General features: G+C 41.4%; 20 protein-coding genes. 9 read left to right on the top strand and 11 right to left on the bottom strand.

The genetic code is table 11. The features are described from left to right. Window positions 1–30: 30 nt before the first annotated feature. A complete protein-coding gene (gene trpB / locus V7K79_RS01320) occupies window positions 31–1,266 on the bottom strand; it encodes a tryptophan synthase subunit beta (protein WP_335043978.1) in 1,236 nt (411 codons plus the stop codon). Window positions 1,267–1,442: 176 nt separating this feature from the next. Further along, window positions 1,443–4,085 (bottom strand): alanine--tRNA ligase, encoded by a 2,643-nt coding sequence (gene alaS, locus V7K79_RS01315; protein ID WP_335043976.1) that lies wholly within the window; start codon window positions 4,083–4,085, stop codon window positions 1,443–1,445. A 1,445-nt stretch (window positions 4,086–5,530) separates the two neighbouring features. Between alaS and V7K79_RS01310 the strand changes: the two genes are divergently transcribed. From V7K79_RS01310 to V7K79_RS01300, 4 genes are all read left to right on the top strand, one after another. Continuing rightward, a complete protein-coding gene (locus V7K79_RS01310; protein WP_335043974.1) occupies window positions 5,531–6,556 on the top strand; it encodes a GGDEF domain-containing protein in 1,026 nt (341 codons plus the stop codon). A gap of 269 nt (window positions 6,557–6,825) precedes the next feature. Next, window positions 6,826–7,161, top strand: coding sequence for an HNH endonuclease signature motif containing protein (locus tag V7K79_RS29890; RefSeq protein ID WP_442938881.1), 336 nt, complete (start codon window positions 6,826–6,828; stop codon window positions 7,159–7,161). 90 nt (window positions 7,162–7,251) lie between these two features. After that, a complete protein-coding gene (locus V7K79_RS01305) occupies window positions 7,252–7,536 on the top strand; it encodes a hypothetical protein (protein WP_335043972.1) in 285 nt (94 codons plus the stop codon). Then, window positions 7,533–7,913, top strand: a complete 381-nt coding sequence (locus V7K79_RS01300; protein ID WP_335043970.1) for a nuclease — start codon at window positions 7,533–7,535, stop codon at window positions 7,911–7,913. Before V7K79_RS01305 ends, V7K79_RS01300 begins: the two co-directional genes overlap by 4 nt. A gap of 135 nt (window positions 7,914–8,048) precedes the next feature. Here the strand turns inward: V7K79_RS01300 and V7K79_RS01295 are convergent, their stop codons facing one another. Beyond that, on the bottom strand, window positions 8,049–8,786 hold the full coding sequence (locus tag V7K79_RS01295) for a Ycf66 family protein (protein WP_335043968.1): 738 nt from the start codon (window positions 8,784–8,786) through the stop codon (window positions 8,049–8,051). 365 nt (window positions 8,787–9,151) lie between these two features. Between V7K79_RS01295 and gndA the strand changes: the two genes are divergently transcribed. After that, window positions 9,152–10,636: an NADP-dependent phosphogluconate dehydrogenase gene (gndA, locus tag V7K79_RS01290; protein WP_335043966.1), complete on the top strand. Its 1,485-nt coding sequence runs from the start codon at window positions 9,152–9,154 to the stop codon at window positions 10,634–10,636. A gap of 215 nt (window positions 10,637–10,851) precedes the next feature. On the opposite strand, the gene V7K79_RS01285 is transcribed toward gndA, so the two are convergent. Beyond that, entirely contained in the window at window positions 10,852–11,988 is a 1,137-nt protein-coding gene (locus tag V7K79_RS01285; RefSeq protein ID WP_335043964.1) for a serine/threonine-protein kinase, read from the bottom strand. A gap of 130 nt (window positions 11,989–12,118) precedes the next feature. Beyond that, the gene (gene cax, locus V7K79_RS01280; protein ID WP_335043962.1) at window positions 12,119–13,216 is read right to left on the bottom strand and encodes a calcium/proton exchanger; all 1,098 of its coding nucleotides are present in this window, start codon (window positions 13,214–13,216) and stop codon (window positions 12,119–12,121) included. A gap of 576 nt (window positions 13,217–13,792) precedes the next feature. On the opposite strand from cax, the gene V7K79_RS01275 reads away from it, so the two are divergent. After that, window positions 13,793–16,465, top strand: coding sequence for a DUF3536 domain-containing protein (locus V7K79_RS01275; protein WP_335043960.1), 2,673 nt, complete (start codon window positions 13,793–13,795; stop codon window positions 16,463–16,465). 339 nt (window positions 16,466–16,804) lie between these two features. Here the strand turns inward: V7K79_RS01275 and V7K79_RS01270 are convergent, their stop codons facing one another. The 5 genes from V7K79_RS01270 to V7K79_RS01250 form a co-directional block, all read right to left on the bottom strand. Further along, window positions 16,805–17,050, bottom strand: a complete 246-nt coding sequence (locus tag V7K79_RS01270; protein WP_335043958.1) for a hypothetical protein — start codon at window positions 17,048–17,050, stop codon at window positions 16,805–16,807. Between the two features lie 38 nt (window positions 17,051–17,088). Further along, window positions 17,089–17,334: an HNH endonuclease gene (locus tag V7K79_RS01265; RefSeq protein WP_335043956.1), complete on the bottom strand. Its 246-nt coding sequence runs from the start codon at window positions 17,332–17,334 to the stop codon at window positions 17,089–17,091. Between the two features lie 7 nt (window positions 17,335–17,341). After that, window positions 17,342–18,439, bottom strand: coding sequence for a Gfo/Idh/MocA family protein (locus tag V7K79_RS01260; protein ID WP_335043954.1), 1,098 nt, complete (start codon window positions 18,437–18,439; stop codon window positions 17,342–17,344). A 429-nt stretch (window positions 18,440–18,868) separates the two neighbouring features. Then, complete coding sequence (locus V7K79_RS01255) at window positions 18,869–19,579, bottom strand: TIGR04283 family arsenosugar biosynthesis glycosyltransferase (RefSeq protein ID WP_335043953.1); 711 nt, start codon at window positions 19,577–19,579, stop codon at window positions 18,869–18,871. After that, window positions 19,576–19,974 carry a CU044_2847 family protein gene (locus tag V7K79_RS01250; protein WP_335043951.1) on the bottom strand — a complete coding sequence of 133 codons (399 nt, stop codon included), beginning with the start codon at window positions 19,972–19,974 and terminating at the stop codon, window positions 19,576–19,578. Before V7K79_RS01250 ends, V7K79_RS01255 begins: the two co-directional genes overlap by 4 nt. A 132-nt stretch (window positions 19,975–20,106) precedes the next feature. Between V7K79_RS01250 and V7K79_RS01245 the strand changes: the two genes are divergently transcribed. Both V7K79_RS01245 and cysC read left to right on the top strand, forming a co-directional pair. Next, entirely contained in the window at window positions 20,107–20,790 is a 684-nt protein-coding gene (locus tag V7K79_RS01245) for a caspase family protein (protein ID WP_335043949.1), read from the top strand. Between the two features lie 368 nt (window positions 20,791–21,158). Next, window positions 21,159–21,731, top strand: a complete 573-nt coding sequence (cysC, locus tag V7K79_RS01240) for an adenylyl-sulfate kinase (RefSeq protein ID WP_335044135.1) — start codon at window positions 21,159–21,161, stop codon at window positions 21,729–21,731. A gap of 270 nt (window positions 21,732–22,001) precedes the next feature. Here the strand turns inward: cysC and V7K79_RS01235 are convergent, their stop codons facing one another. After that, window positions 22,002–23,990: an ABC1 kinase family protein gene (locus V7K79_RS01235; protein ID WP_335043947.1), complete on the bottom strand. Its 1,989-nt coding sequence runs from the start codon at window positions 23,988–23,990 to the stop codon at window positions 22,002–22,004. A 265-nt stretch (window positions 23,991–24,255) separates the two neighbouring features. Here V7K79_RS01235 and recN point away from each other — a divergent pair, with 265 nt between their 5' ends. Further along, window positions 24,256–26,004 (top strand): DNA repair protein RecN, encoded by a 1,749-nt coding sequence (gene recN / locus V7K79_RS01230; protein ID WP_335044133.1) that lies wholly within the window; start codon window positions 24,256–24,258, stop codon window positions 26,002–26,004. Window positions 26,005–26,131 lie beyond the last annotated feature (127 nt).

Raw genomic sequence — 26,131 nt, 5'->3', positions numbered from 1 at the left:
ATTGTTTTCTCCCAAATATTTTATGTAGATTTACGCTGGATATAATAATTTGGCTACCGTTTGTACATCTTTGTCACCACGTCCAGAGCAGTTAATTACAATTCGAGGACTGCCGGTTAGTTGAGGACAGAGAGTTTCGAGATAAGCGATCGCATGGGCTGTTTCCAATGCCGGGATAATCCCTTCCAATTTCGATAATCGCTGAAATGCCGCCAATGCATCTGCATCTGTCACACTATAGTATTCAGCGCGACCAGTATCCTTTAAATAGCTATGTTCTGGCCCCACGCCGGGATAATCTAACCCTGCACTAATTGAGTGTGCTTCAATGATTTGCCCATCTTCATCTTGCAGTAGGTAGCTCATGGCTCCGTGCAACACACCGATTTGTCCTTTTGTCAAGGTGGCTGCGTGTCTTTCGGTATTAACACCTTCTCCGGCTGCCTCAATCCCAATGAAGCGTATAGAAAGCTCATTCATAAACTCATAGAATAGTCCCATTGCATTGGAACCACCACCTACACAAGCCAAGAGAATATCAGGTAATCCACCCCATTTTTCCATTGCTTGGGCGCGGGTTTCTTCGCCGATTACTGCATGGAAATCACGCACCATCATTGGGTAAGGATGAGGCCCTGCTACTGAACCCAGGATGTAGTGAGTAGTTTCGACATTTGTCACCCAATCTCGGATTGCTTCGGAAGTAGCATCTTTCAAAGTTCCGGTTCCCGCCTCTACTGGACGTACTTCTGCCCCCATCAGCCGCATTCTAAAAACATTCAAAGCTTGGCGTTCCATGTCCTGAACACCCATGTAAATTACGCATTCCAGCCCAAAACGAGCGCAAACTGTGGCTGTAGCAACTCCATGTTGTCCAGCGCCCGTTTCGGCAATAATCCGCTGCTTACCCATGCGTTTCGCCAACAATACCTGACCAAGGGCATTATTGATTTTGTGAGCGCCAGTATGATTTAAATCTTCACGTTTCAAGTAAATTTGTGCCCCAGTGCGATCAGGTCGGGCATAATGAGCAGTCAGGCGTTCAGCAAAATACAATGGTGTTGCACGTCCTACATAGTCTCGTAACAACTGTTGTAGTTCTGCTTGAAAACCAGGGTCATTACGGTATTGCTGATAAGCTGTTTCTAATTCAGCCAAGGCAGGCATGAGCGTTTCAGGTACATACTTACCGCCAAAGCGTCCAAAGCGGCCTAGCGTATCTGGAACCTGAGCAGTTGTAATTGGAGATAGGGGAGTGGTAGTCACAGGCTATTTATGATGACGGGAATCACTTAATTATAGAAAAGTCTGAAGCATATCTGGGAAATGGAGAGGACGCAGGGGGCAGGGGAAGCAGGGGGAATTTTGGAAGTGCTAAATTATCCCGTAAATATGCAACGCCTAAAATTCTTCCCCTATTTAAGAGTTTCCCTTCGGCTTGGTTAACCCAACGCGGACTTTAACTCACTTTCCGCTTGTGCCAACGCATCTGGTAATTTACTTGCATCGCGTCCGCCAGCTTGGGCTAAGTTCGGTCTTCCACCGCCGCCGCCGCCGCAAATTTTAGCGATCGCACCCACAAATTTACCAGCTTGCAAACCTTTTTTGTTCACTTCTGAACTAAAAGCTGCAACTATACTCACTTTTCCCTCTTCGGGAATAGAACCCAGTACCACTGCACCGTTAGCAATTTTTTGCAACAAGCGTTCGGCTGCGGTTTTCAATGATTCTGGATCGACATCTTCTAATTGGGCGACAATAATTTTATGATCGCCTACGGTTTGGGCTGTTTGTAGCAAGCTGTCTGATTTAGCGATCGCTAACTGTACCTTTAAGGTTTCTAATTCCTTTTGGCTATTTCTTAGTTCGCTTTGCAGACTTGTGATTCTGTCTGGTAATTCTTCAGGTTTGACTTTAAAGCGATCGCTCAAATCTTTAACTACTTTATCCCGCAGGTTGAGATAATCTAGGATTGCGGGCCCCGAAACAGCTTCAATGCGTCGCACCCCAGAAGCTACACCAACTTCTGAGATAATCTTGAACACGCCAATTTCAGCAGTATTGCTTACGTGAGTCCCCCCGCATAGTTCCATTGATACGCTAGGAAAGTCAATCACGCGTACTTCCTCACCGTATTTTTCTCCGAACATGGCAACAGCACCCCTAGCTTTTGCTTCTGCTAAAGGTAATACTTCCACTTTTGCAGCATGAGCCTCAGCAATCCAAGTGTTCACCTGTTCTTCAACTTGTTGAACTTCCTCTGCTGTCAAAGCGCGGGGACAGTTGAAGTCAAAGCGCAACCTATCAAAGGAAACCAGAGAACCTGCTTGAGATATGCCCTCATCAACAATTTTTTTCAATGCAGCTTGCAATAGGTGCGTTGCGGTATGGTTAGCTTGAGAGCGACGGCGACAAGCCGGATCGATTTGGGCGCTGACGCGATCGCCTACGCGCAGTGTACCGCGTTCGATGCGTCCGAAGTGAACAAAGAAATCAGATTCTTTCTTCACGTCTTCTACGCGAATTACGATACCATCACCAGAGATATAACCGCGATCGCCGATTTGTCCCCCGGATTCACCATAAAATGGTGTTTTGTCAAGGACTATTTGCACCTGTGTCCCTGCTTCTGCTTCCTCTTGAAAAACACCTTCTACCAAAATCGCTTCAACTTTTGCCGTCGCCGCCGATTGGGTATAGCCTAAAAACTCGGTGACTTGGATGTGTTCTGCCAATTTGTCGAGAGAACCTTGCACAGTTAAATCGATGGTTTCATGTGCTGCTTTGGCACGTTCCACCTGCTTTTGCATTTCGATATTGAATCCCGCGTCATCTACTGTCAGATTATTTTCCTCGGCAACTTCTTGAGTAAGTTCGAGGGGAAACCCGTAGGTGTCATAAAGGGTAAATGCACTTTCACCACTAATTTGAGTTTCCCCTCGCTGTTTCACCTCTTGAATGATTTCTTCTAGGAGTTTTTCGCCTCTATCCAGAGTTCTGAGGAAATTGGATTCTTCTCGTTGCAACTCAGCTTTAATTGCTGCTTCTCGTTGGCGCACATTGGGGTAAGCTGATTCGGAAAGAGCGATCGCAGTTTCCGCGACTTGGGTAGTAAATTCGCTAGAAATTCCAATTAATCGCCCATGACGCACCACCCGCCGAATTAACCGCCGCAGTACATAACCTCTTCCCACATTGGAAGCGCGAATTTCATCAGCAATCATGTGGACAACAGAACGAACGTGATCGCCAATGACTTTCAGAGAAACTTTGGTTTTTTCATCGCTGCTGTGGTAGTCAATGCCAGCAATTTGAGCGGCTGTTTGAATAATTGGGAAAATCAGGTCAGTTTCATAGTTATTCGGCACTTTTTGGAGAATTTGCGCCATTCTCTCCAAACCCATGCCAGTGTCGATGTTCTTATTTTGCAGTGGCGTTAAATTACCGTCAGCATCCCGGTTATATTGCATGAAGACGAGGTTGTAAAACTCGATGAATCGGGAATCATCTTCTAAATCTATATTTTCGTCACCGCGTTCAGGGTGGAAGTCGTAATAAATTTCGGAACAAGGGCCACAAGGGCCAGTCGGCCCAGATACCCAAAAGTTATCATCTTCACCCAAGCGTTTAATTCTCGCTATCGGCACACCAATTTGATCGCGCCAAATTGCAAAAGCTTCATCATCATCTTCAAAAACGCTAACGACAAGATTTTGGGGGGAAAAGCCAAAGACTTGTGTGGAGATTTCCCAACCCCAAGCGATCGCTTGTTCTTTAAAATAATCACCAAAGCTGAAATTGCCCAGCATCTCAAAAAACGTGTGATGCCGTTTGGTGCGTCCGACATTTTCGATGTCATTGGTGCGGATACACTTTTGCGAAGTCGTAGCCCGTTTAAATTCTGGTGTGCGCTGCCCCAAGAATATCGGTTTAAATGGTAGCATCCCCGCGATCGTCAGCAGCACGGTTGGGTCTTCTGGCACGAGGGAGGCACTTGGGAGAATTTGGTGTTCCCGTTGAGCAAAGAAGTCGAGAAATATGTTGCGAATTTCGTTACCGCTTAGGTACTGGGGATTTGAAGACATAGGTGTTTTTAACTTTATACTTTAGAATTTCGACTTGGGCGTAGCGGCACTAGATAGGTGTATTTTCATAAATAGCTTTATATATTCTTGCATTTTGTTTCATATTACTGCCAGCGAATTCTGCCAGTGGGTGAGCAAAATGCATTGATTAGGATGCTTTTACAACATAATCTGACTCTGGCAAGATGCGTGTAGGCGTAGCCAGCACTTCTCTACAATAGGCTGCGCCAGCGACAAACGCTCAGTGACCATCGTACACATTGTATTTCCACGCTTAAAATTAATCATTAAGAAATACTTTAAAATTCCCATACTGAGGTAACAAATGGTACTAAAACTAAAAAGTATTAAATATTGCTTGTGAGGAATGATGTGTAGAAATAATTACTGAGTCTATCCACATTATGGAACCTGAGGTCAAAGTGGATTGTTGATATTAACGCCAAAACTATCACGGTGGAGTCCGAAACTTCTCAGGAATCAATTAAATAGGTAATTGTTGCTGCTGGTTATACTGTAGAAGGTTATTGATCGGATTCCAGCTTTTCACAGAATAAGTTTAGACTTGAATATCTCAGGCGACGTTAACAAAGTTTTTTATATTTTCCACCTATATAAGGGCGGAATATAAATAATTTACCAAAATTACGGCTAGGTTTTGACATAAATTTTTTAGCTTTTTTTTCCAAACTTTTGCTGTTACAGCAAATAAAAAAGGCGTAAATTAAGTAAACAGACAATTCTAGATAAAGTGTAGGCAGAAATATTTTATTTTTTCTGCTAGTAATGCATTGTTTTTTTAGCGTAATTTAACTGAAATTATAAATTTATATCCGATAACTTATGTCTTTTTTAGAGGGTAGGTAAGCCCCGAAAAGCTCCTGTAGTATATACTAGTAAGTAATTTAGCTGTATAACTTATATAATTAAAATACTTTTTAATATTTGAAACAAGCCTAGCTTATAAATAAAAAGCTAAAGATTATTATGGAAAGCAGTATTTTTAACTGCATAACAAATTTCTATTTTAATGATTTAATGAAAAAGTTTTATATTTTCTTTATTTTGTATTTCAAAATAAATTTAGCTTACTAATGTAATAGTTATTACAAACTATTTTTTCGTTATTTATACCAGTTAAATAGTACTTAATAACTCAAAATAGTGATTTTTACGTATTCAAAAAATATTCAGTATTTTTACTGTTTTAAAAATAACTGGTAAAGAAGACATTAGTTGTTAGAAATAAATATTTCCAAAAACATAGTAGGAAATGTAAATTTTTAAAATGAGATTAAGTGTGAAAGTTTACTATCTAATTGATGCTTAAAAAAATGTCCAAAAATATAATTTAGCCTAAAACATAATATTTAGGATTAGACGTTAAACGCAGTAGTTACCCAAGTGAATTTATTTAAAATTTAGATAGGATAAAAAATAAAGCAATGAATATTTCTATTCTGATCTTTGGAAAAAATAATTTTATCGCTACACTTCCAGATCAGATCCGTTATGCGACTGCTTTTAGTGTAGAAGTTATAGACAATTTGGATCAAGCAGTATCGCGGATTAAAACAACACCCCCTGATATAATCCTGGTGCAGGCTAGCTTAGATGGTAGTATGGAACTCTGCGGTTGGTTGAAAGATCAGACGAAACTATCGTGGATACATTGTATTCTCTTTGAGGATCGCTCAGAACAACTCGCTGATAGAAATAAGGGTTGGCACAGGGAATTGGAGATAAGTGCTGCCGCCCTAAAGCAAGGAGCCGATGCATATATTTGGCATCTTATTGAAGAAAAAACGGAATATAGCTTGGCAGAGTTGACTGCTAATCATGGACTAATACTTGCTCAATTGACAGTTGGTTTGCGGAAAGCACAAAAATACCGAGATTTGATTCGGACAAATGATATGTTATCTGCGATCGCTTTAGCAGATTCATTGACAGAATTAAATAATCGTCGTGCTTTAGAATGGGACTTGCCCAGACAAATTCAAAGAGCCAGGACTCAAAAAACTTCTTTAAGTTTGATTATTCTGGATGTAGATCATTTCAAGAAAGTTAACGATACTCATGGGCATTTAGTAGGCGATCGCATTTTGCAAGTATTATGTCAGCGTTTGCGCCACAATCTGCGCTGTCAAGATACAGCATTTCGCTATGGTGGCGAAGAATTTGTGATTATTCTGGCTAACACTACCGATGAGGAAGCACTAATAGTAGCCCGTCGTCTCAATCGCGTAGTCAGCGATGAACCATTTGCACTCAACGATAAACTAACAATTAATGTCACCATTAGCCTGGGTACAGCCTCTCTACAAGCTGAGGATGATGAGAAAGGAGAAAGTTTGCTGCATCGTGCCGATCAATGTCTGTTACAGGCTAAAACTTCTGGGCGTAATCGGGTGATTAACTCCAACTACTTATCTCATCATGGTTCACATTTGAAAGCTGTTTCTTTGTGAAAGTAAAAAGTGTCTAATCAGATATTGAGTCATGAACGTCTCAGATTCTCAATTCTTTGGATACTAATCATACTTTTAAAAGTGCAATCGTCTAAAATAGAATGTTTATTTATACACATTATATGTAAATATACTAGTAAATAGTTAGACATTATATAGGACTCATATTTGATTTTTGAACAAAACTCAGTACACCTTTATTCCTTCTTAAGAGTCCCCAGTCCCCAGTCCCCAGTCCCCAGTCCCTTACCTCTACGAATGATTCAGAAATCAAATCGGATTGCTATAGTGATTATATAATCGGATCAATACCAATTGTAATTCCTGACACCGTACCAATAGAGAAGTTATCTCTATACGAAATTAAAGAGCGAGATATTGTTGAGTATAGAAAAATTAAAAATGCTGTATTCACCAAGCACACAGATGCAAAAGGGTTTATATCTTGTGCAACCAGTGGAGTTAAAAGTCAGATGTGGAGAGATTTTCAAATTGATCACATTAAACCTATGTCTCAGGGTGGTTTAACTACCATAGATAATCTGCAATTGCTGACACGTAAAGCCCATGTAGAGAAAACCCGTAGAGACAATATAAGACGATAATATTTTAGAGGATATCTTTATATCCGTAGTTAATCTAAATCTTTCTGGTTTGGCAGGTTTAAAATATATGGTGTCACTCAAGAGAGACTTATGACCTTAACCCTGAACTTGCCACCAGAATTAGAACAATATCTTGCACAACAAGCTAAACAGCAAGGACTTTCTGTTGAGACATATACTTTGCAGATTTTGCAAGAATATATTTTGCCAAAAGACAAACAGTCTAAGTTAGTTAATGTACTTCAGTCTTGGATTGATGAAGGTGACGCTGATGAGCAGCAAAAAACAGGAGAGTACTTAATTCATGCCTTAGATGAGGATCGTTTATCCGATCGTAAATTATTCCCTGTTGAGTTAAAAGGTATAACTTGGTGAGTCAAGTTATTCTATTAGATTCAGGGCCACTAGGTTTAGTCACAAATCCAAAGTTGTCTGCTGAAAGCCTTGCTTGTACTCAATGGTTGCAACTACTCGTTTCCTCTGGCAGTCGAGTTAGAATTCCTGAAATCGCCGATTATGAAGTGCGACGGGAATTATTACGGGCAAACAAAGTTAAAGGTATTGCTCGCTTAGATGAATTAAGTCAACTTTTAGAATATTTATCTATCACAACAGCTGCAATGCGTCAAGCTGCATTATTCTGGGCACAAGCTCGTCAACAAGGACAACCAACAGCTGGTGATAAGACAATTGACGGTGACATAATTTTAGTAGCGCAAGCTGTAACTATTATCGGTGCAGATGTTGCGTAGCTTGCCGCCGTAGGCATCGCAACAACTAATGTTGGTCATTTATCTAGATTTGTTGCAGCCGATTTGTGGCAAAACATTAAAGTAAGTTGAGTGAAACCCAACATTATATTAGGTTAACGCTGGGTTTCATAGCATTCAACTACCTTGATTAGGTGGTATTTGCTCAGGTGGCGTTTCTGCTGGGGGAGCAAGTACCGCATCCGGCGCAATTTCTTCTACGGTAATCGGTTGCTTATCCTCAATTTCAAAATCTGGTTGCGCTGCTTCCACCAATTCAGGAGATGGGGGATGTGGGGGAATCGCTTCCGGTACACTCTCAGTTTTTGCTTCGGTGTCGGTAGTAACTGTCTTTTCTGCTGGTTGTTCTGGTATGCCAATAGTTTTGTCAATAATCTCAACAGCAGGTTTCTTTGACAGTACAGAAGTAATATCTTCAGGTTTGGGGGTTGTGGGTGTCTTTTTGCTTACAGTCTGCTGCACCTTGTCTTTTGCGCCACTGAAGGTACTACCCAGACCTTTTTGCAACTGGCCCAGCCGTTCCTGAAGAGACAACTTATTCACCTGTTCTTGAATGCCAGTTTTTACCGTCTCAGCACTGGGTACTTGAGTTTGTTGCACCTGCGGGGTCAATTGCCGACGTAATGATAAAGTTTGCCAGCCAAACCAGACTAAAAGAGCCACACTAGCCACATGACCCAGCAACAAACCCCCAGTAATGCGTGGTGCAAACACCCATAAGACTAAAGCATAGAACAATCCTACGCCACTCCAAATAAAGTCATTCTTACGGTGGATTTCTGGAAAAAAGAAAGCTGCTACATAAATGGCTAAACTACCAAGACCGACCACCAAAGCTAGGACAAATGCCAGCATTATTTGGTTACTCCTTTGACTAGGGATTGGGTACTGGGGATGAGGTATTGGGGATTGGGTATTAGGTACTGGGTATTGGCTATTAGAAAGAAAAACTAATTTAATGAATTAAATTTCTTCCTAGTCCCCAGTCCCCAGTCCCCAGTCCCCAGTCCCCAGTCCCCAGTCCCCAGTACCTTCACTAACAATTTTGCAAATTTTGCCAGTTAATAGTTGATTTAGATACAATTTAAAATTAATTATCCATGTTAGTTGTGGATTTTTGTCGTTTAGATTAAGTCTTAAGGTCTTCTTTAGGAGAGAAGGGAAAATATCGGACTACCCTTAAAGTAAAAGGATCTGCAAGAGTTAGCCAGAAATTTTTTATGACACTACAAAGCTTTGGTGTGATTGGATTAGCCGTTATGGGTGAGAACATCGCTCTAAACGTCGAACGTAATGGCTTTCCAATCGCAGTATACAACCGCTCGCGCGATAAAACCGACAAATTCATGGCAGAGCGTGCGCCAGGACGGAACGTCAAAGCCGCCTTTACTCTGGAAGAATTTGTTGCTGCATTGGAACGTCCTCGCAAAATCTTAGTGATGGTGCAAGCTGGTAAGCCAGTAGATGCGGTGATTTCTCAACTCAAACCCTTGTTAGACGAAGGCGATATCATTATCGACGGTGGCAACTCTTGGTTTGAAGATACAGAGCGACGCACTCAGGAATTAGAACCCGCTGGACTTCGGTTTATCGGGATGGGTGTTAGCGGTGGTGAAGAAGGTGCGCTAAATGGCCCTTCACTGATGCCAGGAGGTACAGAAAGCTCCTACGAATATCTCTCACCAATTTTTAATAAAATTGCTGCCCAAGTTGATGATGGCCCTTGCGTAACCTATTGCGGTCCTGGTGGTGCTGGTCACTACGTCAAAATGGTACACAACGGCATTGAGTATGGCGATATGCAGCTGATTGCTGAAGCATACGACTTGCTGAAAAATGTTGCTGGACTAGACCATAATCAGCTACACGAAGTTTTTACTGAATGGAACACCACCGACGAACTCAATTCGTTTTTGATTGAAATTACAGCAAAGATTTTCCCCTACATTGACCCAGAAACAAATCTACCCTTAGTCGATTTGATTGTTGATGCCGCAGGACAAAAGGGAACCGGACGCTGGACAGTACAAACTGCAATGGATTTGGGAGTTGCTGTACCAACAATCATTGCAGCGGTGAACGCCCGAATAATGTCTTCCTTCAAAAAAGAGCGGGTAGAAGCATCCAAGATACTCACAGGTCCTTCTGGCAAGTATGAGGGAGATACCAAAGCCTTTATTAATATGGTGCGAGATGCGCTGTATTGCTCGAAAATCTGTTCTTACGCTCAGGGCATGGCACTGCTAGCTACAGCTTCAAAAACCTATAATTTTAACCTGAATTTAGGTGAAATGGCGCGGATTTGGAAGGGTGGCTGTATTATTCGTGCTGGATTTTTGAACAAGATTAAGAAGGCATTTAACGAAAATCCAGCGCCACCTAACCTGCTGTTGGCTCCTGAATTCAAGCAGACGATTCTCGATAGACAAACAGCTTGGCGCGAAGTGTTGGCAACAGCAGCAAAACTGGGAATTCCAGTGCCAGCATTTAGTGCGTCATTAGATTATTTTGACAGCTATCGACGCGATCGCTTGCCCCAAAACCTCACTCAAGCTCAACGCGACTACTTCGGAGCGCACACCTACGAGCGACTTGATAAGCCCGGAGCCTTCCACACTGAATGGACACCGATTTCTGAAGCATCAGTGCAAACTTCCACACCAAGAGAGCTACAAGCTACAGAACCAACTACACCTACAAATTAGAAAGTCTTAAATTCTAAATTTGAAAGTGGCTCCGTAAGAGCCACTTTTTTTGTTCAGTTATGATTGTTTATTGTTAAGCTAATGCACATTTAAATTGTATATTTTCATTTTAGAGAAAAGGTATTAATCTTTCTTTCCTGTTCCTCTGCTCGTATGCTGCCTAAATGTACTTTTTTAGAGGTATAAAAGCTTATATCGTTCCAAAAAATTTAATATTAAGGATTGCTATTACCAAGATATTTAGCTTTTAATTCTTCTAATTCCTCATCTATTTTGCTTTTACTACTAGGCCCAGATGTAGGATTTGGTGGCTGTATTTTATTTAGTTGAGGTTTGCTGTTACCCATAAATTGGGTTTTCATTTCTTCTAATTCCCGCTCGAGTTGACTAGGAGATTTCGATACAAAAGTGGGTGAAGAATTTGGTGGTGATTGAGAGATAGGTTTTGGCGTATTCGCTGGTGCTACTTTCGGCTGTTGATTTAAGTCTTTTAGAACTTCATCTACTGTTTGATAACGCCGAATTGGAATACTTTCTAACATCTTGTTGAGAATGAGACTCAACTGATTACTGACGGGAGTTTGCAAGTATTGCTGCCAAACCCAAGTATCGTTGTTGGTATCATAAGAATCGAAGGGCGATCGCCCAGTTAATAAATTAATACAAGTCGCACCCAAACTATAAATATCGCTGGCAAAAACAGCCCTACCTCTCATTTGTTCAGGCGCAACATATTCTGGACTGCCAATACTAGTACCAGTTTTATTTAAGGCAGCGCCAGTAGCAGATTTAGCAGCACCAAAATCTACTAATACGAGTTTGCCTTGAGCATTGCTTTCACGAATAATATTTTCTGGCTTGATATCGCGGTGAATTACGTATCTAGTATGACAAAATTGCAAAACTGACAATAAATCGTTTAATAGTTGCCAAATTTGCGTTTCACTAAAAGCACCTCTATGTGCCAACTCCTGCGCTAAGTTTTGCCCGTCGATAAATTCTTGTACAAGATACTGCCGAGCTTCTTGGGTAAAATATGCCAGTAGTTCGGGAATTTGGGGATGTTTGCCCAATTCATCCAACTGCACCGCTTCTTGGTTAAATAACTCTACGGCTTTGGCAAGGGTGTTAGTGCCTTGGGATTGGGGATAAAATTGCTTAATTACACAGCGTGGTTTTGAGGGTTTATCCTCATCCACAGCTAAGAAGGTTTTGCCAAAACCACCTTGTCCGATTGGTTTAATCGCACGGTAACGTTCTTTGAGGAGTAACTTAGAACCGCAAGTCACGCAAAACTTGACATGAACGGGATTTTCAGGCTTGGGACAATGGGGATTAAGGCAGTAGCTCATATAGGCGATCGCTCTTATATGTCTTTATTTTCTCTTGTCCCAGGCAAAAGCGGGTTTAGATTTGCCAATTATGCACTATTAAACTGGTGAAATAGCTAATTAGACGAGTCATCACCCATAGCACTGCTAACTACCCCATACCTTCGATCACTGGATGAAAGTAGAAGGCGAATCCTAAGACTGTATAAGCAGCTAATAACAAAGTACCTTCTAGCCAATTGGATTTACCATCGGAACTGATACTGTTGGCAATTAACACTGACACAACTACAGCGACTAATTCAAAGGGTTTAAAATCCAAATCCATTGGTTGACCCAATACTCGCCCTGCTATAACTAACACGGGTGCAACAAATAGAGCAATCTGCATACTCGATCCTACAGCTACCGACAGGGAAAGATCCATCTTATTTTTCATCGCCACGGTGACTGCTGTGGCGTGTTCAGCCGCGTTACCGACGATGGGAACCAAAATTACCCCTGTAAACAGCGCCGTTAAATGTAGCTGAGATGTTGCCACTTCCAGAGAATCAACCAACATTTCTGATTCAATTGCCACTAGCAAGGTACATACTAACAGCACGCCAACCCATAAAGTCATATTTGGTTTACTATGAGATATTTCCTCAACTTCTGCTTCTGCCTCCGCTACACCCACATCATAAAGATAAGAGTGAGTTTTCATCGAAAATAGCAGTGTTAGGGCATAAACCAAGATTAATACTACAGCAACAGCAATAGAAAGATTTTGCAGTGTTTGTTGGTTAACACCAAGAGACGTGTAATTCATCGCCGTTGGCATCAAAATGGCAATCACTGCCAAATTCATCGAAGCAGCATTCACCCGCGCCACAATTGGCTGAAATGTCTGTTCTTTGTAGCGCAGTCCTCCCAAAAGCATGGAAAAACCCATTACCAGTAGTAAGTTGCTAATAATCGATCCCGTGATACTAGCTTTGACTATATCTATTAACCCAGCGTTCAGCGCCACTAAGGCGATGATTAATTCTGTAGCATTGCCAAAGGTGGCGTTTAACAAGCCCCCCAATGATGGGCCGACTACGACAGCAATTTCTTCTGTAGCTGTACCCATCCAAGCTGCTAAGGGCAGAATTGCTAATCCAGCTGTAACGAAAACTATCAATTCTCCCCATTCCAGAAAGTGGGCTGCTACAGAAACCGGGACAAACAGTAGTAAAGCGAAAAGAATAATGTTTTTGGTTGACATTTGTTGTTTTGGGTTGAGGGTATCATTCACAGCGAGCAATCCTAAATTTTAAATTTGGAGTGTTGAATCAACAATCAGTTTCACTCAGCACTCCGACATGATACTCTCAACCGCTTGTACAGCAATTCAGAAATTTTACTGTTTTCAGTTCACTACTGTGTATATGAAATTAGATTGCGGTATAATGAGTTATTGCAATCTTTTGTTGCAAAACTATAAATTTGAGCCAAAATATTACACCAGAAATGGGGTTTAATATATTAAAAGAGAATTAAATTTTGACTAGCGCCTAAGAAGAGAAACCCCTAATCTGAAGCCTTGTTCAATGACTAATTACTTTGAGCCTTCAGGGAAAGGGCTGTCTTGCAAAGTTCCTTTAGGTCGGCAGAACTGCCCAACAAACTTTGCGCTATGCGATAACGCAGATTTCCCATTACAATAAAACAGCTTTGTCAAAAATTTGGTTGAATTCCATAGTTGTTGTTTATACCGGATTTTGTGTGAAAACTATTGGAGAAAGGTTTACGCACAATAGTTTTGCTGCAACTACAAGTTTTTTGTTTTGGATAAATATACATGACTTCTGCTGACCAAATGCCAGCTAGTGGCTCAACGTTAACATTACATTCAGATCCCAATAACACAAGACAGACCGATCCCCTGAGAAAGGCTAATGGTGTTTATGTGACGGTGCATGGTCATTTTTACCAGCCACCAAGGGAAAACCCTTATCTGGACGCAATTGAACGCCAACCGAGCGCTGCACCTTTCCATGATTGGAATGAGCGGATTCATTGGGAATGCTATCGCCCAAATGCCTTTGCCAGAGTCTTAAATGACCGAGGTGAAGTAGCGGGGATCGTCAACAATTATGAGTATTTCAGTTTTAATATTGGCCCAACGCTGATGTCGTGGCTAGAACGCTACGATGTGGAGGTTTATCAGCGAATTTTAGAGGCGGATGCCAAGAGTAGTCAACGTTTGCATGGCCACGGCAATGCGATCGCGCAAGTATACAATCACATCATCATGCCTCTGGCGAACGAGCGCGACAAATATACCCAAATTCGCTGGGGTAAAGAAGACTTCCGCTCTCGTTTTGGACGCGATCCCGAAGGAATGTGGTTAGCGGAAACTGCTGTAGATTACCCCACCTTAGAAGCTCTTGTTGCTGAGGGTATTCGCTTCATTATCCTTGCACCATCTCAAGCCCTGCGTTGCCGTCCTCTCCCCACTCAAGATGATCCCCATCCTGAATGGATTGAAGTTGGCGGGAGTCAGATTGATTCCACCCGTCCCTATCGTTGTTATTTGAAAGATAGTCAAGAGTCAAAGCATACAAATGACAAACGCTACATTGATATCTTCTTCTACGATGGGCCGATATCGCGGGATATGGGTTTTAGTGATGTTGTTTATAATTCCAGTCGCTTTAGCGGACGTATCGGTTCGGCGGTGCGTGGGGATCATCGCCCAGCACAATTGATTTCTGTAGCGACGGATGGGGAAACCTTTGGACATCACAAGAAGGGAACTGAGAAAACTTTAGCCTACGCCTTTACTAAAGAGTTTCCTCAACAGGGTTGGACGGTGACAAACTTCGCCCATTACCTGAGCTTAAATTCTCCTAGTTGGGAAGTGGAATTAAAGTCAGTCACAGCCTGGAGTTGCGCCCACGGTGTCGGCCGATGGCAAGATGACTGTGGTTGTGGCGGGGAAGGCAGTGTTTGGCATCAGAAATGGCGTCGCCCATTGCGGGATGCCCTAAATTGGCTGCGGGATCAGCTAATTGAGGTGTATGCAGAACATGGTAGACAGTTATTTCGCGATCCCTGGCTAGCGCGAGATGAGTATATCCAAGTGATGCGCGATCGCTCTGCTAGCAATGTCAACCGTTTCCTGGCTCGTCATCAAACCCACAAACTAACCGCAGCCGAACAAGTAGACGCTTTGCGCCTGTTAGAAATGCAGCGTCACGCTTTATTAATGTTCACTAGTTGCGGCTGGTTTTTTGAAGAAATTTCTCGTCCAGAGGGGACACAAATTCTGCGCTATGCCGCCCGTGCTTTGGAATTGGCGGGGGAAGTGGCAGGTGTACAGTTGGAAAAAGGCTTCGTCAAACGTCTTGGTTTAGCCCCCAGTAATGTGGATGAGTTCAAACACGGTGGGGAAATTTATCGCCAACTCGTGTTAACTGCCCAACTAGGCTTTAAGCAAGTTGCAGCCCATTATGCTATTACTTCCCTATTTACCAATCAGAAACCAGCAGAGACGCACAATTCCCGATCTAGAAAAGATGCTGCTGACAAACAGTCTCAGCGTTACCATAAGCGGGTTTATTGCTACACCGCTAATGAACTAGATTACCAGCTACAACGTATGGGATCGCTAACTCTAGCTGTGGGAAATATAAAGCTGGTATCAGATATTACTTGGGAAAGCGAACATTTGGTATTTGCGGTTCTGCATTTGGGAGGCTGGGATTTTCACTGTTGTATTCAACAATTTACTGGACGGCGTGACTACAGCCAAATCAAAGAAAAGCTGTTTGGGGCACTAAAACAAGCTAGTGCGGCTCATACTATTTTGGCGATGAGCCAGGTATTTGAAAAAGAAGCTTTCAGCTTGCAAAATCTATTTGCTGAAGAACGCCACCGGATTATGCGGCTGCTGAGTCAGGAAACACTGACACGTTTAGGACAGTTGTATACTCAAGCCTACCGTGATAATTATGGAGTACTGATGGCGTTTCATCGTGATGAAATTGTAGTACCGCAAGAATTGCAGGTAGCAGCCGATATTGCTTTAGGGCATCGCTGTCTGATCACATTACGATCGCTTGAGCAAGAGATTGCCGATCCCCAAAAGAGTTGGAATTACATATTAGAATTGGAGGCGATCGCGACTGAAGCAAAACATCTGCGTTGTCGGCTGAATATTCCCGACGGTAAGCAGATGTTAGAACAGTTAATTGCGCGATTGCTTTGGCAATTGTTGCATGATGCCAATGGTAGCTTTAATGCAGATATCCAAGTATTGGAGCGATTGATTGATGTCGGGGATCAATTGAATATTGATATTTCCCTACAGCGATCGCAGGAACTATATTTTAGTTGTCTGCACAGTCAGATAGCGCCAGTGTGTATCACTAGCCTTGGTAATGAAGCAGATAATCAATGTCTTCAGTTGCTCAAGTTGGGTAAAAAGTTAGCCGTCGATGTTAGCTCGATCTCAAATCAGTTGGGATAGATGTAAGGACTCAGAGCAATAGATTAGTATCGACTTAAGTTAAAACCTCGTTCTCAGTCTCTAGCTGAGAACGAGGTTAATTTTTGGATAAAAATTCACACACACAAAACGGGATAATCATCGCCTTTTCTTTTTATAGTAAATTTAAAGTTAGTGAAGTACACAATAATCCATCTCAAATCTAGGTAATACAGCCTATTTTATTTCAGAGTTCTAACTCCTGAATTTTGAATTCTGCTCTAACTTATACCAATTCTCTAAAATGAGGCAACACATTCAAATCCCCAAACCCAGATATAGTTGAGCTTTCTTAATTACGAATTACGAATTGGTATTACTTTACTTAACGTGGGAGCGATCGCAATGGTAGGGATAAAGCCACTCACACTTAAAGAGTCCGCGTGTATGTTTCTCAAAAAATGTTCCTGCATGGCGGCTAGGTAATATATCGATTCCAGCTTTAGTTTTAATCTCATATAACCAGGGAAAGGCTACTACTAAAATAGCTATGACAGTAAAGAAGTAGAGAATCGTAGTTTTAATGTTGGGAAATCTTCGGGAATTGCTATTGTAATTTTGAGGCATAGAAATGAGGAGAAACAAATAGCTCATCCCATCCTAACCTAAAGCTGAAAATACCGCCGAAAACGTGGATCGATATTATCTGTTTTCTGCTGATTGCAAGTAAAACAGAGAGTTTGAAGATTACTGATATCATTTTGACCACCACGGGCGAGGGGAATGATATGATCAACACTGAGATTAGTTTCTACATTAGTTTTACCGCAGCTTCGGCATTGATATTGGTCGCGTTGAAAAACATATTTTTTTACTTCCGGTGGGATACGAATGCGGGGAGTTTTGTTCATCTGTTTTCTAGTTACTAAGAAATCCTTCCAAACTAGGTACGTCTACCCAACTTGCTTTTTGATGCGACTCATGGGATAAATCCATCAATAACTGAGAATAAATTCCTTCTCGTAGCGATGGTGTAATTTCCTGATTGCGGTCAATTCCTTGCACCCATTGGTCTACTACGCGGATAAATGCCGAAATCCGCCCATCAGCATGATTTTTGGGAAAAATCAACCGATTCGGTATTTCTATTTCTGTTAGAGATTTACCTGGCTGGGAACCCCAAACACGAAAACCATGTATATAATCTTTTTGATTTTCACTGCCCACTATTAATGTACCGCGATCGCCATATACTTCTACCCAATGAGTTCTCGGTGCATGAACAACCGCACTGATAGAAAGTTGACAAGGTGTACCATTCGCTAATTCCAGTGTTAATATACAGTTGTCATCTGTATTTACTGGCTTATATTCTCCACTAATAGGGTCAACTCGTGTCGGAATAGCAGTAGTTAAATGGGCGTTTAATCTACGCACTGGCCCAAATAACCAGTGAATATAATCGAAGGTGTGAGAACCCAAAGATCCCAAAGCACCACCTCCTTTATCTTTGTCAGAATACCAATTCCAAGGGCGTGAACTATCAGCACGAGAAGAACCTAACCAATCAATTTTTATTAGGCGTAGCTCACCCACATAGTTTTCTGACAATAATTCTGCAAACAACTGCCATGCTGGTACAAAGCGAAATTCAAAATCTACAGTCGCAATCACACTTTTTGCTTTAGCTAACTGATAAAGTTCTTTCGCTTCAAACACATTTAAAGTTGTCGGTTTTTCTAATAATAAATGTTTTCTAGCTTGCAGTACAGTTTTTGCCATTTCATAGTGCAAAAATGGCGGTGTCGAAATGCTGACTGCTTCCACTTCTGGTAATGCTACAATATCTGCAAGTGAGTCGTAAGCGTGGGGAATATTATGGGATTCTGCTATGGCTTTGGCTTTATTTATATCTCGGTGATAAACAGCAACTACCTCAGTGCGAGGATGTGCTTGGAATCCCGGTATGTGGACTTTTTGACCAAATCCAGTACCTGCGATCGCAACTTTAATCATCTAATTCTTATTTCCATATTTATGCAATTTATTTTTTTTATATTCTTTTAGAGAATATATTTAATATGTAGTTTTATTAAACTTTTTAGACAATATTTTTCTTTATACTTGGTGGTTATTATTCACTTTATAACATTTAGCGATTGTTCTTTTTAATCTAGTATAATATCAGATAGAATAGTCCTAAATTCTTTGTCAAATATTTTTTTGCTGTAAATAGCCATTTTACTTTGTAATTATCAAGGAAAATCGCTATTTACTAAAAACGATTGCCACAAAAACTTTCACAATCTTATTTAAGATTACTATAGTTTTATCGTAAAACTCTAATTGTAAACGGTTAACGATAAAGCTCACCATTGTAAACCTTTTCAAACATCCTTTGAGAGAGTTTTTTTTTATAAACTACTCAACTTTTCAGACAGCCTCTTAAATCCTCTTAAATTTTTCTCTATGATACCAGCGACGAATTTGCGCAGGTGAAACACCAAGTAAATAAGCAATAATTATTATTTGATTGAGTAGCGTAGTTTTAAAAACTCCCTTTTGCAACCATCTACGAGCTGAGGTAACAACTGGTGTGGAGATAATTGTAATACGTCCTTTTGCTTTTAAACGACGCATGAATTCAAAGTCTTCCATGATAGGTAATTCGGGAAAACCGCCAATTTGTTGAAATAGTACTTTGGTAAGAAAAATTGCTTGGTCGCCATAAGGCATTTGGCAAAAATGCGATCGCAAATTTACACCCAACTCTACCCACCTTAAACTTAAAAGCGACGCATCAATCCGCAAGTTAAATGCACCAGCCACAGTCCCAGGTTGTTGTACTACCATGCAAATCATCTCATCAAACCCAATAGGTAAACGGGTATCTGCATGAAGAAATAGCAGAATTTCGCCGCTAGCCGCTACAGCACCCGCGTTCATTTGCACAGCACGACCAGGAGATGATGAGATAACTTTGACACCTAAAGAATGAGCTATTTTTACTGTGTTATCTTTTGAGCCACCATCTACTACTATGACTTCTATATTTGTACTGGGTTGAGTAGTCGCAATTGCTTCTTTAATATTTCCTGCTTCATTAATAACTGGAATAATAATCGAAATTTTAGCAGCGGCAATATTCTGACTCATGATTGCTGAGTTTGCTTTTCCAGTTGGTTAGGAAATGAACACTCTACTGTTACCTTAAGATTACTTTCAGCCGTGCCTTTAGTCACGTAAGGTATACCTGCTTCACCGCCAACTTTGATCCCAAATTCTAGAGTGACTTTATCAATATTGGCAACAGGGATTTTCTTAAAAGCATTGAGTGAATAAACAGTGTAAGCCCGAATTGTACCTTCAATTGCTTGGAAATTTTGCACTATTTGCTTTTGTGCAGTATCAGCATCCCATCCCTTATCAATTAGTGCTTCTTCTCCCTCTGGAGAAACTTCGGTAATGACTGGTGGAGCATCTATATTATCTGTAGCTTCAATGTAAATAATTGTGCCATCTTCTAAGTGAATAGGTGTAAGTTGAGTCATAGAATAAATCTTGCCTAAAAGAATTGCGTGTAGGGTATCCCAGATGTGCTAGCCTGCAAATTTTTACGGAAAATGCGGTAAATTTCTTGTAGCTGGAAATAATTCGGCACAACTATCATAGGGCTTTCTAAGATGAGTCGAGACGCTTTGGTGATGGGAATTAATACGTATGACCGCTTAAAATGTCTCAACGCACCAGCTACGGATGCTGAAGCGATCGCTCAAATCTTACAACAATATGGTGAATTTCGGGTAACGCGGCTACCAGCAGTCAAAGACAAGGAAAACCAGACGATTCGCATTGGTAAGCAAACTAAAGTTAATTTAACTCAGTTAGAAAGAGCGATCGTCCAATTGTTTAAGCCAGATGGGAAGCCGCCAGACACAGCGCTGCTGTATTTTTCTGGTCATGGATTGCGGAAAAATTTAGGAATTCAGGAAGGTTATTTAGCTACGAGTGAAGTCAACCCCGATGCGGGTAATTGGGGATTATCTCTACAATGGCTGCGGCGACTGCTGCAAGAAAGTGAAGTCAGACAACAAATTGTGATTTTGGATTGCTGCTATAGCGGAGAGGTGCTAAATTTTGCAGAGGCAGATCCAGGCGATCGCGGTAAAGGTAGAGATAGGTGTTTTATTGCGGCTTCTCGTGGTTTTGAAGTAGCTTTTGAAGAGATTACTTTTGAAGAGATTAATAGCCAACACAGCGTTCTCACTGCTGCACTGCTTCAAGGTTTGCAACCCAAACAAGACCGTTGGGTGAGTAACTACACCTTATGTCCTAGTAGGAAATATTATTTGGTAATCTATTGTTAGAATAAAGACTGTTTTATTTAAAAATAAACTGTATATATACTGAACGTAAAAATTAGTTAAAACTTCAATAAATTGAAAACTGGAACAGCAAGTTTTGTCACTATAGCGCCGAATTGCTTTGTTAGAGTTCAGAAAATGCGTAAGTATAAGCCGTCGTATAATCGACATCTTTTGTATTAAATATTTAGTCTAAATACGTATAAATATATAATTCTTTACACTCAAAATCAGTATACATAAGAGTAGCAATACTGACACAAGCTACCTTGCAATGGCTGAAATTATTGCTAAAAAAGGATTATAAAAATAAAATTACTATTTATTTGACCACAATTATCTAAAAAAACTTATTTGGTGTGCCATTTCAAATGTACGACGAAAGTAGGATAAGACAACAAGAGTGTGGTGTAACAATATGGTTCACTGGTCTGAGTGGTGCAGGTAAAACTACTATCTGTGAATTCGTGGAGAAGGAACTACGGATACAGGGATATAAAGTTGAAGTTCTGGATGGTGATGTGGTACGTCAAAACCTATGCAAAGGATTAGGTTTCAGTAAAGAGGATCGAGTGGAGAATATTCGGCGCATTGGTTTTGTAGCTCAACTTCTTACCAGAAATAATGTAATTGTATTGGTTTCGGCAATTTCACCGTACCGCGAAATTCGGGAAGAAGTGCGCCAAAGTATTCGATTTTTCATTGAAGTTTACGTCAATGCATCATTAGAAGTTTGTGAACAGCGAGATGTGAAAGGGTTATATAAAAAAGCAAGATCTGGCAAAATTAAGCACTTTACTGGTATTGACGATCCTTATGAAATACCACTCTGTCCTGAAGTCGAATGCAAAACTAACCAGGAAAGTGTTGCTCAAAGTGGAAATAAGGTCTTAGAAAAGCTAGAAAAGTTGGGTTATATAGTTGCTAGAATGAATAACTTATAAGTTTAAGACTTACGCAAAATTATGGAAAAACGTAGACGCGCAAGCGGCTTACCGTTCGCGTAGCATCTTTGAAGGATAAGGGAACCGCAAAGACAACGCAGTGCGCCCTTGCGGTTAAGAGACTTGTTCGCTTTTAGCGTTCCCGCTTTCTTAGCAACTGCCGTACAAAGGACACATTTACGCAGCGTATCGCAAACAAGTAAAGAGAGTTTCAGAGACCTCTTGCGTGACCCCTGTGAGTTAAATAAAGTTTTTAACTCATAACTTTTACTAAGATGCCAATAATTGCCGAATTAACCTGGCTACAGCTTTTTGCGTGAAGCGGTTGGCAATTTGTTGACCTAAACGTTGTACATCTGAATTTACCAATAACTGGGCAATTTGAGATGCAAGTTGCACCGGGTCAAAGCCTCTTGTTTCTCGGAGAATACCTAATATACGTTTGATATGCTCTAAGTTTTGTTGTTGCTCAACTGTAGCCCCTGGAGTTTTATTCACTGCTGTTAATCCTACCCGTTCTCGCAATAAGGAGGTAAAGTTATGTAAAATATTTTTACCTAAAGCATCGAGTCCGTTAACAGATTCATCTACTAGCTTGTCACGAATAAAAGCACCGCGTTCAGATGACAGAAATTCTATCCCCTGATTCAGCACTAAATCAAAGTCGTAATCTTGACTATTACGCGCATTTTTTAACAAGTTTTCTAAACGATTCCAGCGAAATCTGCCATCTTTAAATAACAAATCTTGCAATGATGCTCTTAATTGCGGTGCTGGGTCTGTTAACAGACGTTTGGAAACGTAGGGATAAGCTTCACTGAGAACTTTAAAGTTTGGATCTATATATATTGCAATACCTTCAAGCGTCACAAGTGAGCGAATAATTAATGCGTAGTAGGGCGGTACGCGGAAAGGATACTCATACATCAAAGCTGATAGTTCATCGGTGATGCTTTTAATGTTGAGTTCGGCAACACTGGCTCCTTGGGCATCAGCAAAAACTCTCGCAAAAGCTGGGATAATTGGTGTTAGATCGGTTTCTGGTGATAAGAAATCTAACTTCACGTAGTCTTTTGCTAATCCTTCAAAGTCGCGGTTGACAACGTGGACGATCGCTTCAATCAAACCATAACGCTGAGGCGGCTTAATCTCGCTCATCATCCCAAAGTCGAGATAAGCTAATTTGCCATCGGTTGTCGCTAACAAATTACCAGGGTGGGGATCTGCATGGAAAAATCCATGTTCTAGTAATTGGCGCAGGGAACACTGCACACCCACTTCAATTAGATAACGAGCATCTATGCCTTGGGCGCTAATTTCTTGTGTTTGGGTTAATTTGGTACCGTTAATCCACTCCATCGTCAAGACGCGACGATTGGTGTATTCCCAGTAAATTTTCGGTATATATACATCTTTTATATGACCGTATAATTCAAAAAATCGTTCGGCATTTTCACCTTCATGGATGTAGTCCATCTCTTCAAAAATGCGATCGCCTAATTCATCAAGAATCCCAACTAAGTCACTTCTTACCCGTTTGACTTTTTTCTGCACCCAAGCGGCGAGGTTACGCAAGATATACAAGTCAATAGTGATTCCCTCTCTTAAGTCGGGGCGCTGAACTTTAACAGCAACTTCTTCACCTGTTTTTAGCTTACCTTTATAGACTTGCCCTAATGAAGCCGCAGCAATTGGTTGGGCTGAGAGTTCGGCGTAAACCTCTTCTGGAGGTGCGCCTAGTTCTTCTTTGATAAACTGGTAAGCAATTTCGTTGGCAAAAGGCGGTAATTGGTCTTGTAGCTTAGTTAATTCTTCCAGGTATACAGGAGGAACTAGATCCGGTCTGGTGGACAAAGCTTGTCCAATTTTGATGTAAGCAGGCCCCAGTTTAGTCAGCAATACTCGTAGCTGAGTGGCTCGGCGGCGGTCATTTTTGACGACAATTCCCCGTTTACTATCCGACCACAACCCAAAAACGAAGGATAAAGTTGGCCCCAATACAGCAAAAATCCGCCGTAGAACTTGCACTTTTCTGCTTTGGTAATGCGCCGCTATGCCCACAGGATCGTAAAGCGTTTCCGGTTGGGCTGTTATCCTCGCTTTTTGAGCTGCTAAGAGTCTTGGCGAGCGCACAACTAAACTTGATGTACCATCTTCTGGCACTACATCAATAACGTCCAGTTCGCCCCGGCTATTTGTGCCGTTGCGACTGTCCTCCTGAATCGGTCGGGAATTAGGGGGAAGTGTCTTAACAATCATGAAGAAGGCCACCAATCAGAACGATCGCATTAAATATTGTAACAATATGTTTAGAAATTTGGAATTTGAAGTCGGGCATTGGGCATTGGTTATTTATTCCTGTTCTTTCCCGGCTCCACCTACTCCTTAGTACTAATAGGTCTGCTACACTTAAACGTGCATACTAGTTCAATAGTAGTAGGTATTGCTAGTTGCTGAAAGATCATATTTATTGTCTTGTAAGTTAGAAGTATTTGGCATCTGCCCTCATGGAGAATTTGGCTTGATGTTGCTTTGCCTGCGAATCGAAAACTTTGCCCTCATTGACCAATTGGAATTGGAATTTGGCGCGGGACTAAATGTGTTAACAGGTGAAACCGGCGCTGGAAAATCGATTATCTTAGATGCGATTGATGCTGCTTTGGGCGGTAAAGTCTCTAGTCGAGTCATTCGCACGGGGACAAGTCGAGCATTGGTAGAAGCTACTTTCACCTCAAACGCTTCTCTAGCGGCTTGGTTGACCGAACAAGAAATAGATTTGCTTGATGAAAATTCCGTAGTCATTAGCCGAGAAATCACAGCCACTGCGAGTAATGTCCGTAGTCGATCGCGGGTGAATGGTGTGTTGGTAAATCGGCAGATCATGGTGGGAATGCGCGATCGCTTGGTGGAAATTACCGCCCAAGGTCAAACTGTACAAGTGGGACAATCTGCCCAAGTTCGGGACTGGTTAGATTTGTATGGCGGCGACTCGTTGATGCAGCAGCGCCATAAAGTCGCTACGAGCTTTAGTTCTTACCAACAGGCGCATTTAGCATTAGAAAAACGCCGGACATCAGAACGGGAACGATTGCAACAACTCGATTTGCTCACTTATCAAGTGCAAGAACTGGGAACAGCCAATCTCAGCGAACCTAATGAATTGGAACAGTTGGGACAAGAACAAGAACGCCTGAATCATGTCGTCGATTTACAACAAATGAGTTACAAAGTTTATCAGGCTTTGTATCAAAATGATCATGAAACTCCCGCCGCCGCAGATTTATTGGGAGACAGTGAGGCGACATTAAATGACATGGTGGAATACGATACCCAACTACAACATCTGTTGGAATTGGTGCGGGACGCGCAAGCTGCGGTAATGGAGGTGGGAAGGCAGATTAATGCTTATGGAGATGGTTTGGAAGCCGATCCGCAACGGTTGGAAGAGGTGGAAGAACGAATTCGAGAGTTAAAGCAAATTTGTCGTAAGTATGGGCCGACACTAAAAGAAGCGATCGCTTATTACCAACGTATCCAAGCAGAATTAGCCCAACTCAATGACAGCGAACAATCTATTGAAAACTTAGAACAGCAAGAAAAGGCGTGTTTTGAAAAACTTACCCAAGCAAGTAATCAGTTAACTCAATTGCGGAGTCAGGCGGCTGCTAATTTAGAATCACGTTTAATAGCTGAACTCAAGCCCCTAGCGATGGAAAAGGTGAAATTTCTGGTTGAAATATTACCAGCTTTCCCAACTGCGATGGGAGCAGATAAAATTACCTTTACATTTAGTTCCAACCCCGGAGAACCACTGCAACCTTTAACAGAAGTTGCCTCTGGTGGCGAAATGAGCCGCTTTTTACTGGCACTGAAAGCTTGTTTTTCTCAGGTTGATGTAGCTGGGACATTGGTATTTGATGAAATTGATGTCGGGGTTTCGGGAAGGGTAGCCCAAGCGATCGCGGAAAAATTATACCAACTAAGTCAACGCAACCAAGTATTATGTGTTACTCATCAACCTTTAGTTGCGGCAATGGCAGATCGACATTTTCGCGTAGATAAGCAAACTGTCAATCAAGGTAAAGGTAAAAAAGCTAACAATGACAACGCCGAGCAGCGTACTGTTGTCAGAGTTACTACCTTGGATAATTTAAATACGCGCCGGGAAGAACTAGCACAATTGGCTGGTGGTAAATCTGCAACTGATGCGATCGCTTTTGCAGAATCTCTGTTATTACAAGCTGCTAACCACCGTCGCCGGGAGCATACTTGACCAAATAATTAGGGTTTGCTGAAAAAGTCATGAAAAGGCAAAAGAAAAATTGAGTAACCCGAATCTGTTGATTTATCTAGATTTTTCGTTTATTCAGCAAGCCCTACGTAATTCGTAATTCGTAGAA

The sequence above is a fragment of the Nostoc sp. genome, assembly GCF_036917575.1.
Classification (GTDB): domain Bacteria; phylum Cyanobacteriota; class Cyanobacteriia; order Cyanobacteriales; family Nostocaceae; genus Nostoc.
Note: the sequence above shows the minus strand (reverse complement) of the source record. Positions and strands in the feature narration are given on the sequence as shown.

What these genes read in the sequence shown, in the direction of transcription:
- alaS (WP_335043976.1), bottom strand. Translation starts at nt 4,085, where the DNA reads ATGTCTTCAAATCCCCAGTACCTAAGCGGTAACGAAATTCGCAACATA.
- V7K79_RS01310 (WP_335043974.1), top strand. Translation starts at nt 5,531, where the DNA reads ATGAATATTTCTATTCTGATCTTTGGAAAAAATAATTTTATCGCTACA.
- V7K79_RS01305 (WP_335043972.1), top strand. Translation starts at nt 7,252, where the DNA reads ATGACCTTAACCCTGAACTTGCCACCAGAATTAGAACAATATCTTGCA.
- V7K79_RS01295 (WP_335043968.1), bottom strand. Translation starts at nt 8,786, where the DNA reads ATGCTGGCATTTGTCCTAGCTTTGGTGGTCGGTCTTGGTAGTTTAGCC.
- gndA (WP_335043966.1), top strand. Translation starts at nt 9,152, where the DNA reads ATGACACTACAAAGCTTTGGTGTGATTGGATTAGCCGTTATGGGTGAG.
- V7K79_RS01285 (WP_335043964.1), bottom strand. Translation starts at nt 11,988, where the DNA reads ATGAGCTACTGCCTTAATCCCCATTGTCCCAAGCCTGAAAATCCCGTT.
- cax (WP_335043962.1), bottom strand. Translation starts at nt 13,216, where the DNA reads ATGTCAACCAAAAACATTATTCTTTTCGCTTTACTACTGTTTGTCCCG.
- V7K79_RS01275 (WP_335043960.1), top strand. Translation starts at nt 13,793, where the DNA reads ATGACTTCTGCTGACCAAATGCCAGCTAGTGGCTCAACGTTAACATTA.
- V7K79_RS01270 (WP_335043958.1), bottom strand. Translation starts at nt 17,050, where the DNA reads ATGCCTCAAAATTACAATAGCAATTCCCGAAGATTTCCCAACATTAAA.
- V7K79_RS01265 (WP_335043956.1), bottom strand. Translation starts at nt 17,334, where the DNA reads ATGAACAAAACTCCCCGCATTCGTATCCCACCGGAAGTAAAAAAATAT.
- V7K79_RS01260 (WP_335043954.1), bottom strand. Translation starts at nt 18,439, where the DNA reads ATGATTAAAGTTGCGATCGCAGGTACTGGATTTGGTCAAAAAGTCCAC.
- V7K79_RS01255 (WP_335043953.1), bottom strand. Translation starts at nt 19,579, where the DNA reads ATGAGTCAGAATATTGCCGCTGCTAAAATTTCGATTATTATTCCAGTT.
- V7K79_RS01250 (WP_335043951.1), bottom strand. Translation starts at nt 19,974, where the DNA reads ATGACTCAACTTACACCTATTCACTTAGAAGATGGCACAATTATTTAC.
- V7K79_RS01245 (WP_335043949.1), top strand. Translation starts at nt 20,107, where the DNA reads ATGAGTCGAGACGCTTTGGTGATGGGAATTAATACGTATGACCGCTTA.
- cysC (WP_335044135.1), top strand. Translation starts at nt 21,159, where the DNA reads ATGTACGACGAAAGTAGGATAAGACAACAAGAGTGTGGTGTAACAATA.
- V7K79_RS01235 (WP_335043947.1), bottom strand. Translation starts at nt 23,990, where the DNA reads ATGATTGTTAAGACACTTCCCCCTAATTCCCGACCGATTCAGGAGGAC.
- recN (WP_335044133.1), top strand. Translation starts at nt 24,256, where the DNA reads ATGTTGCTTTGCCTGCGAATCGAAAACTTTGCCCTCATTGACCAATTG.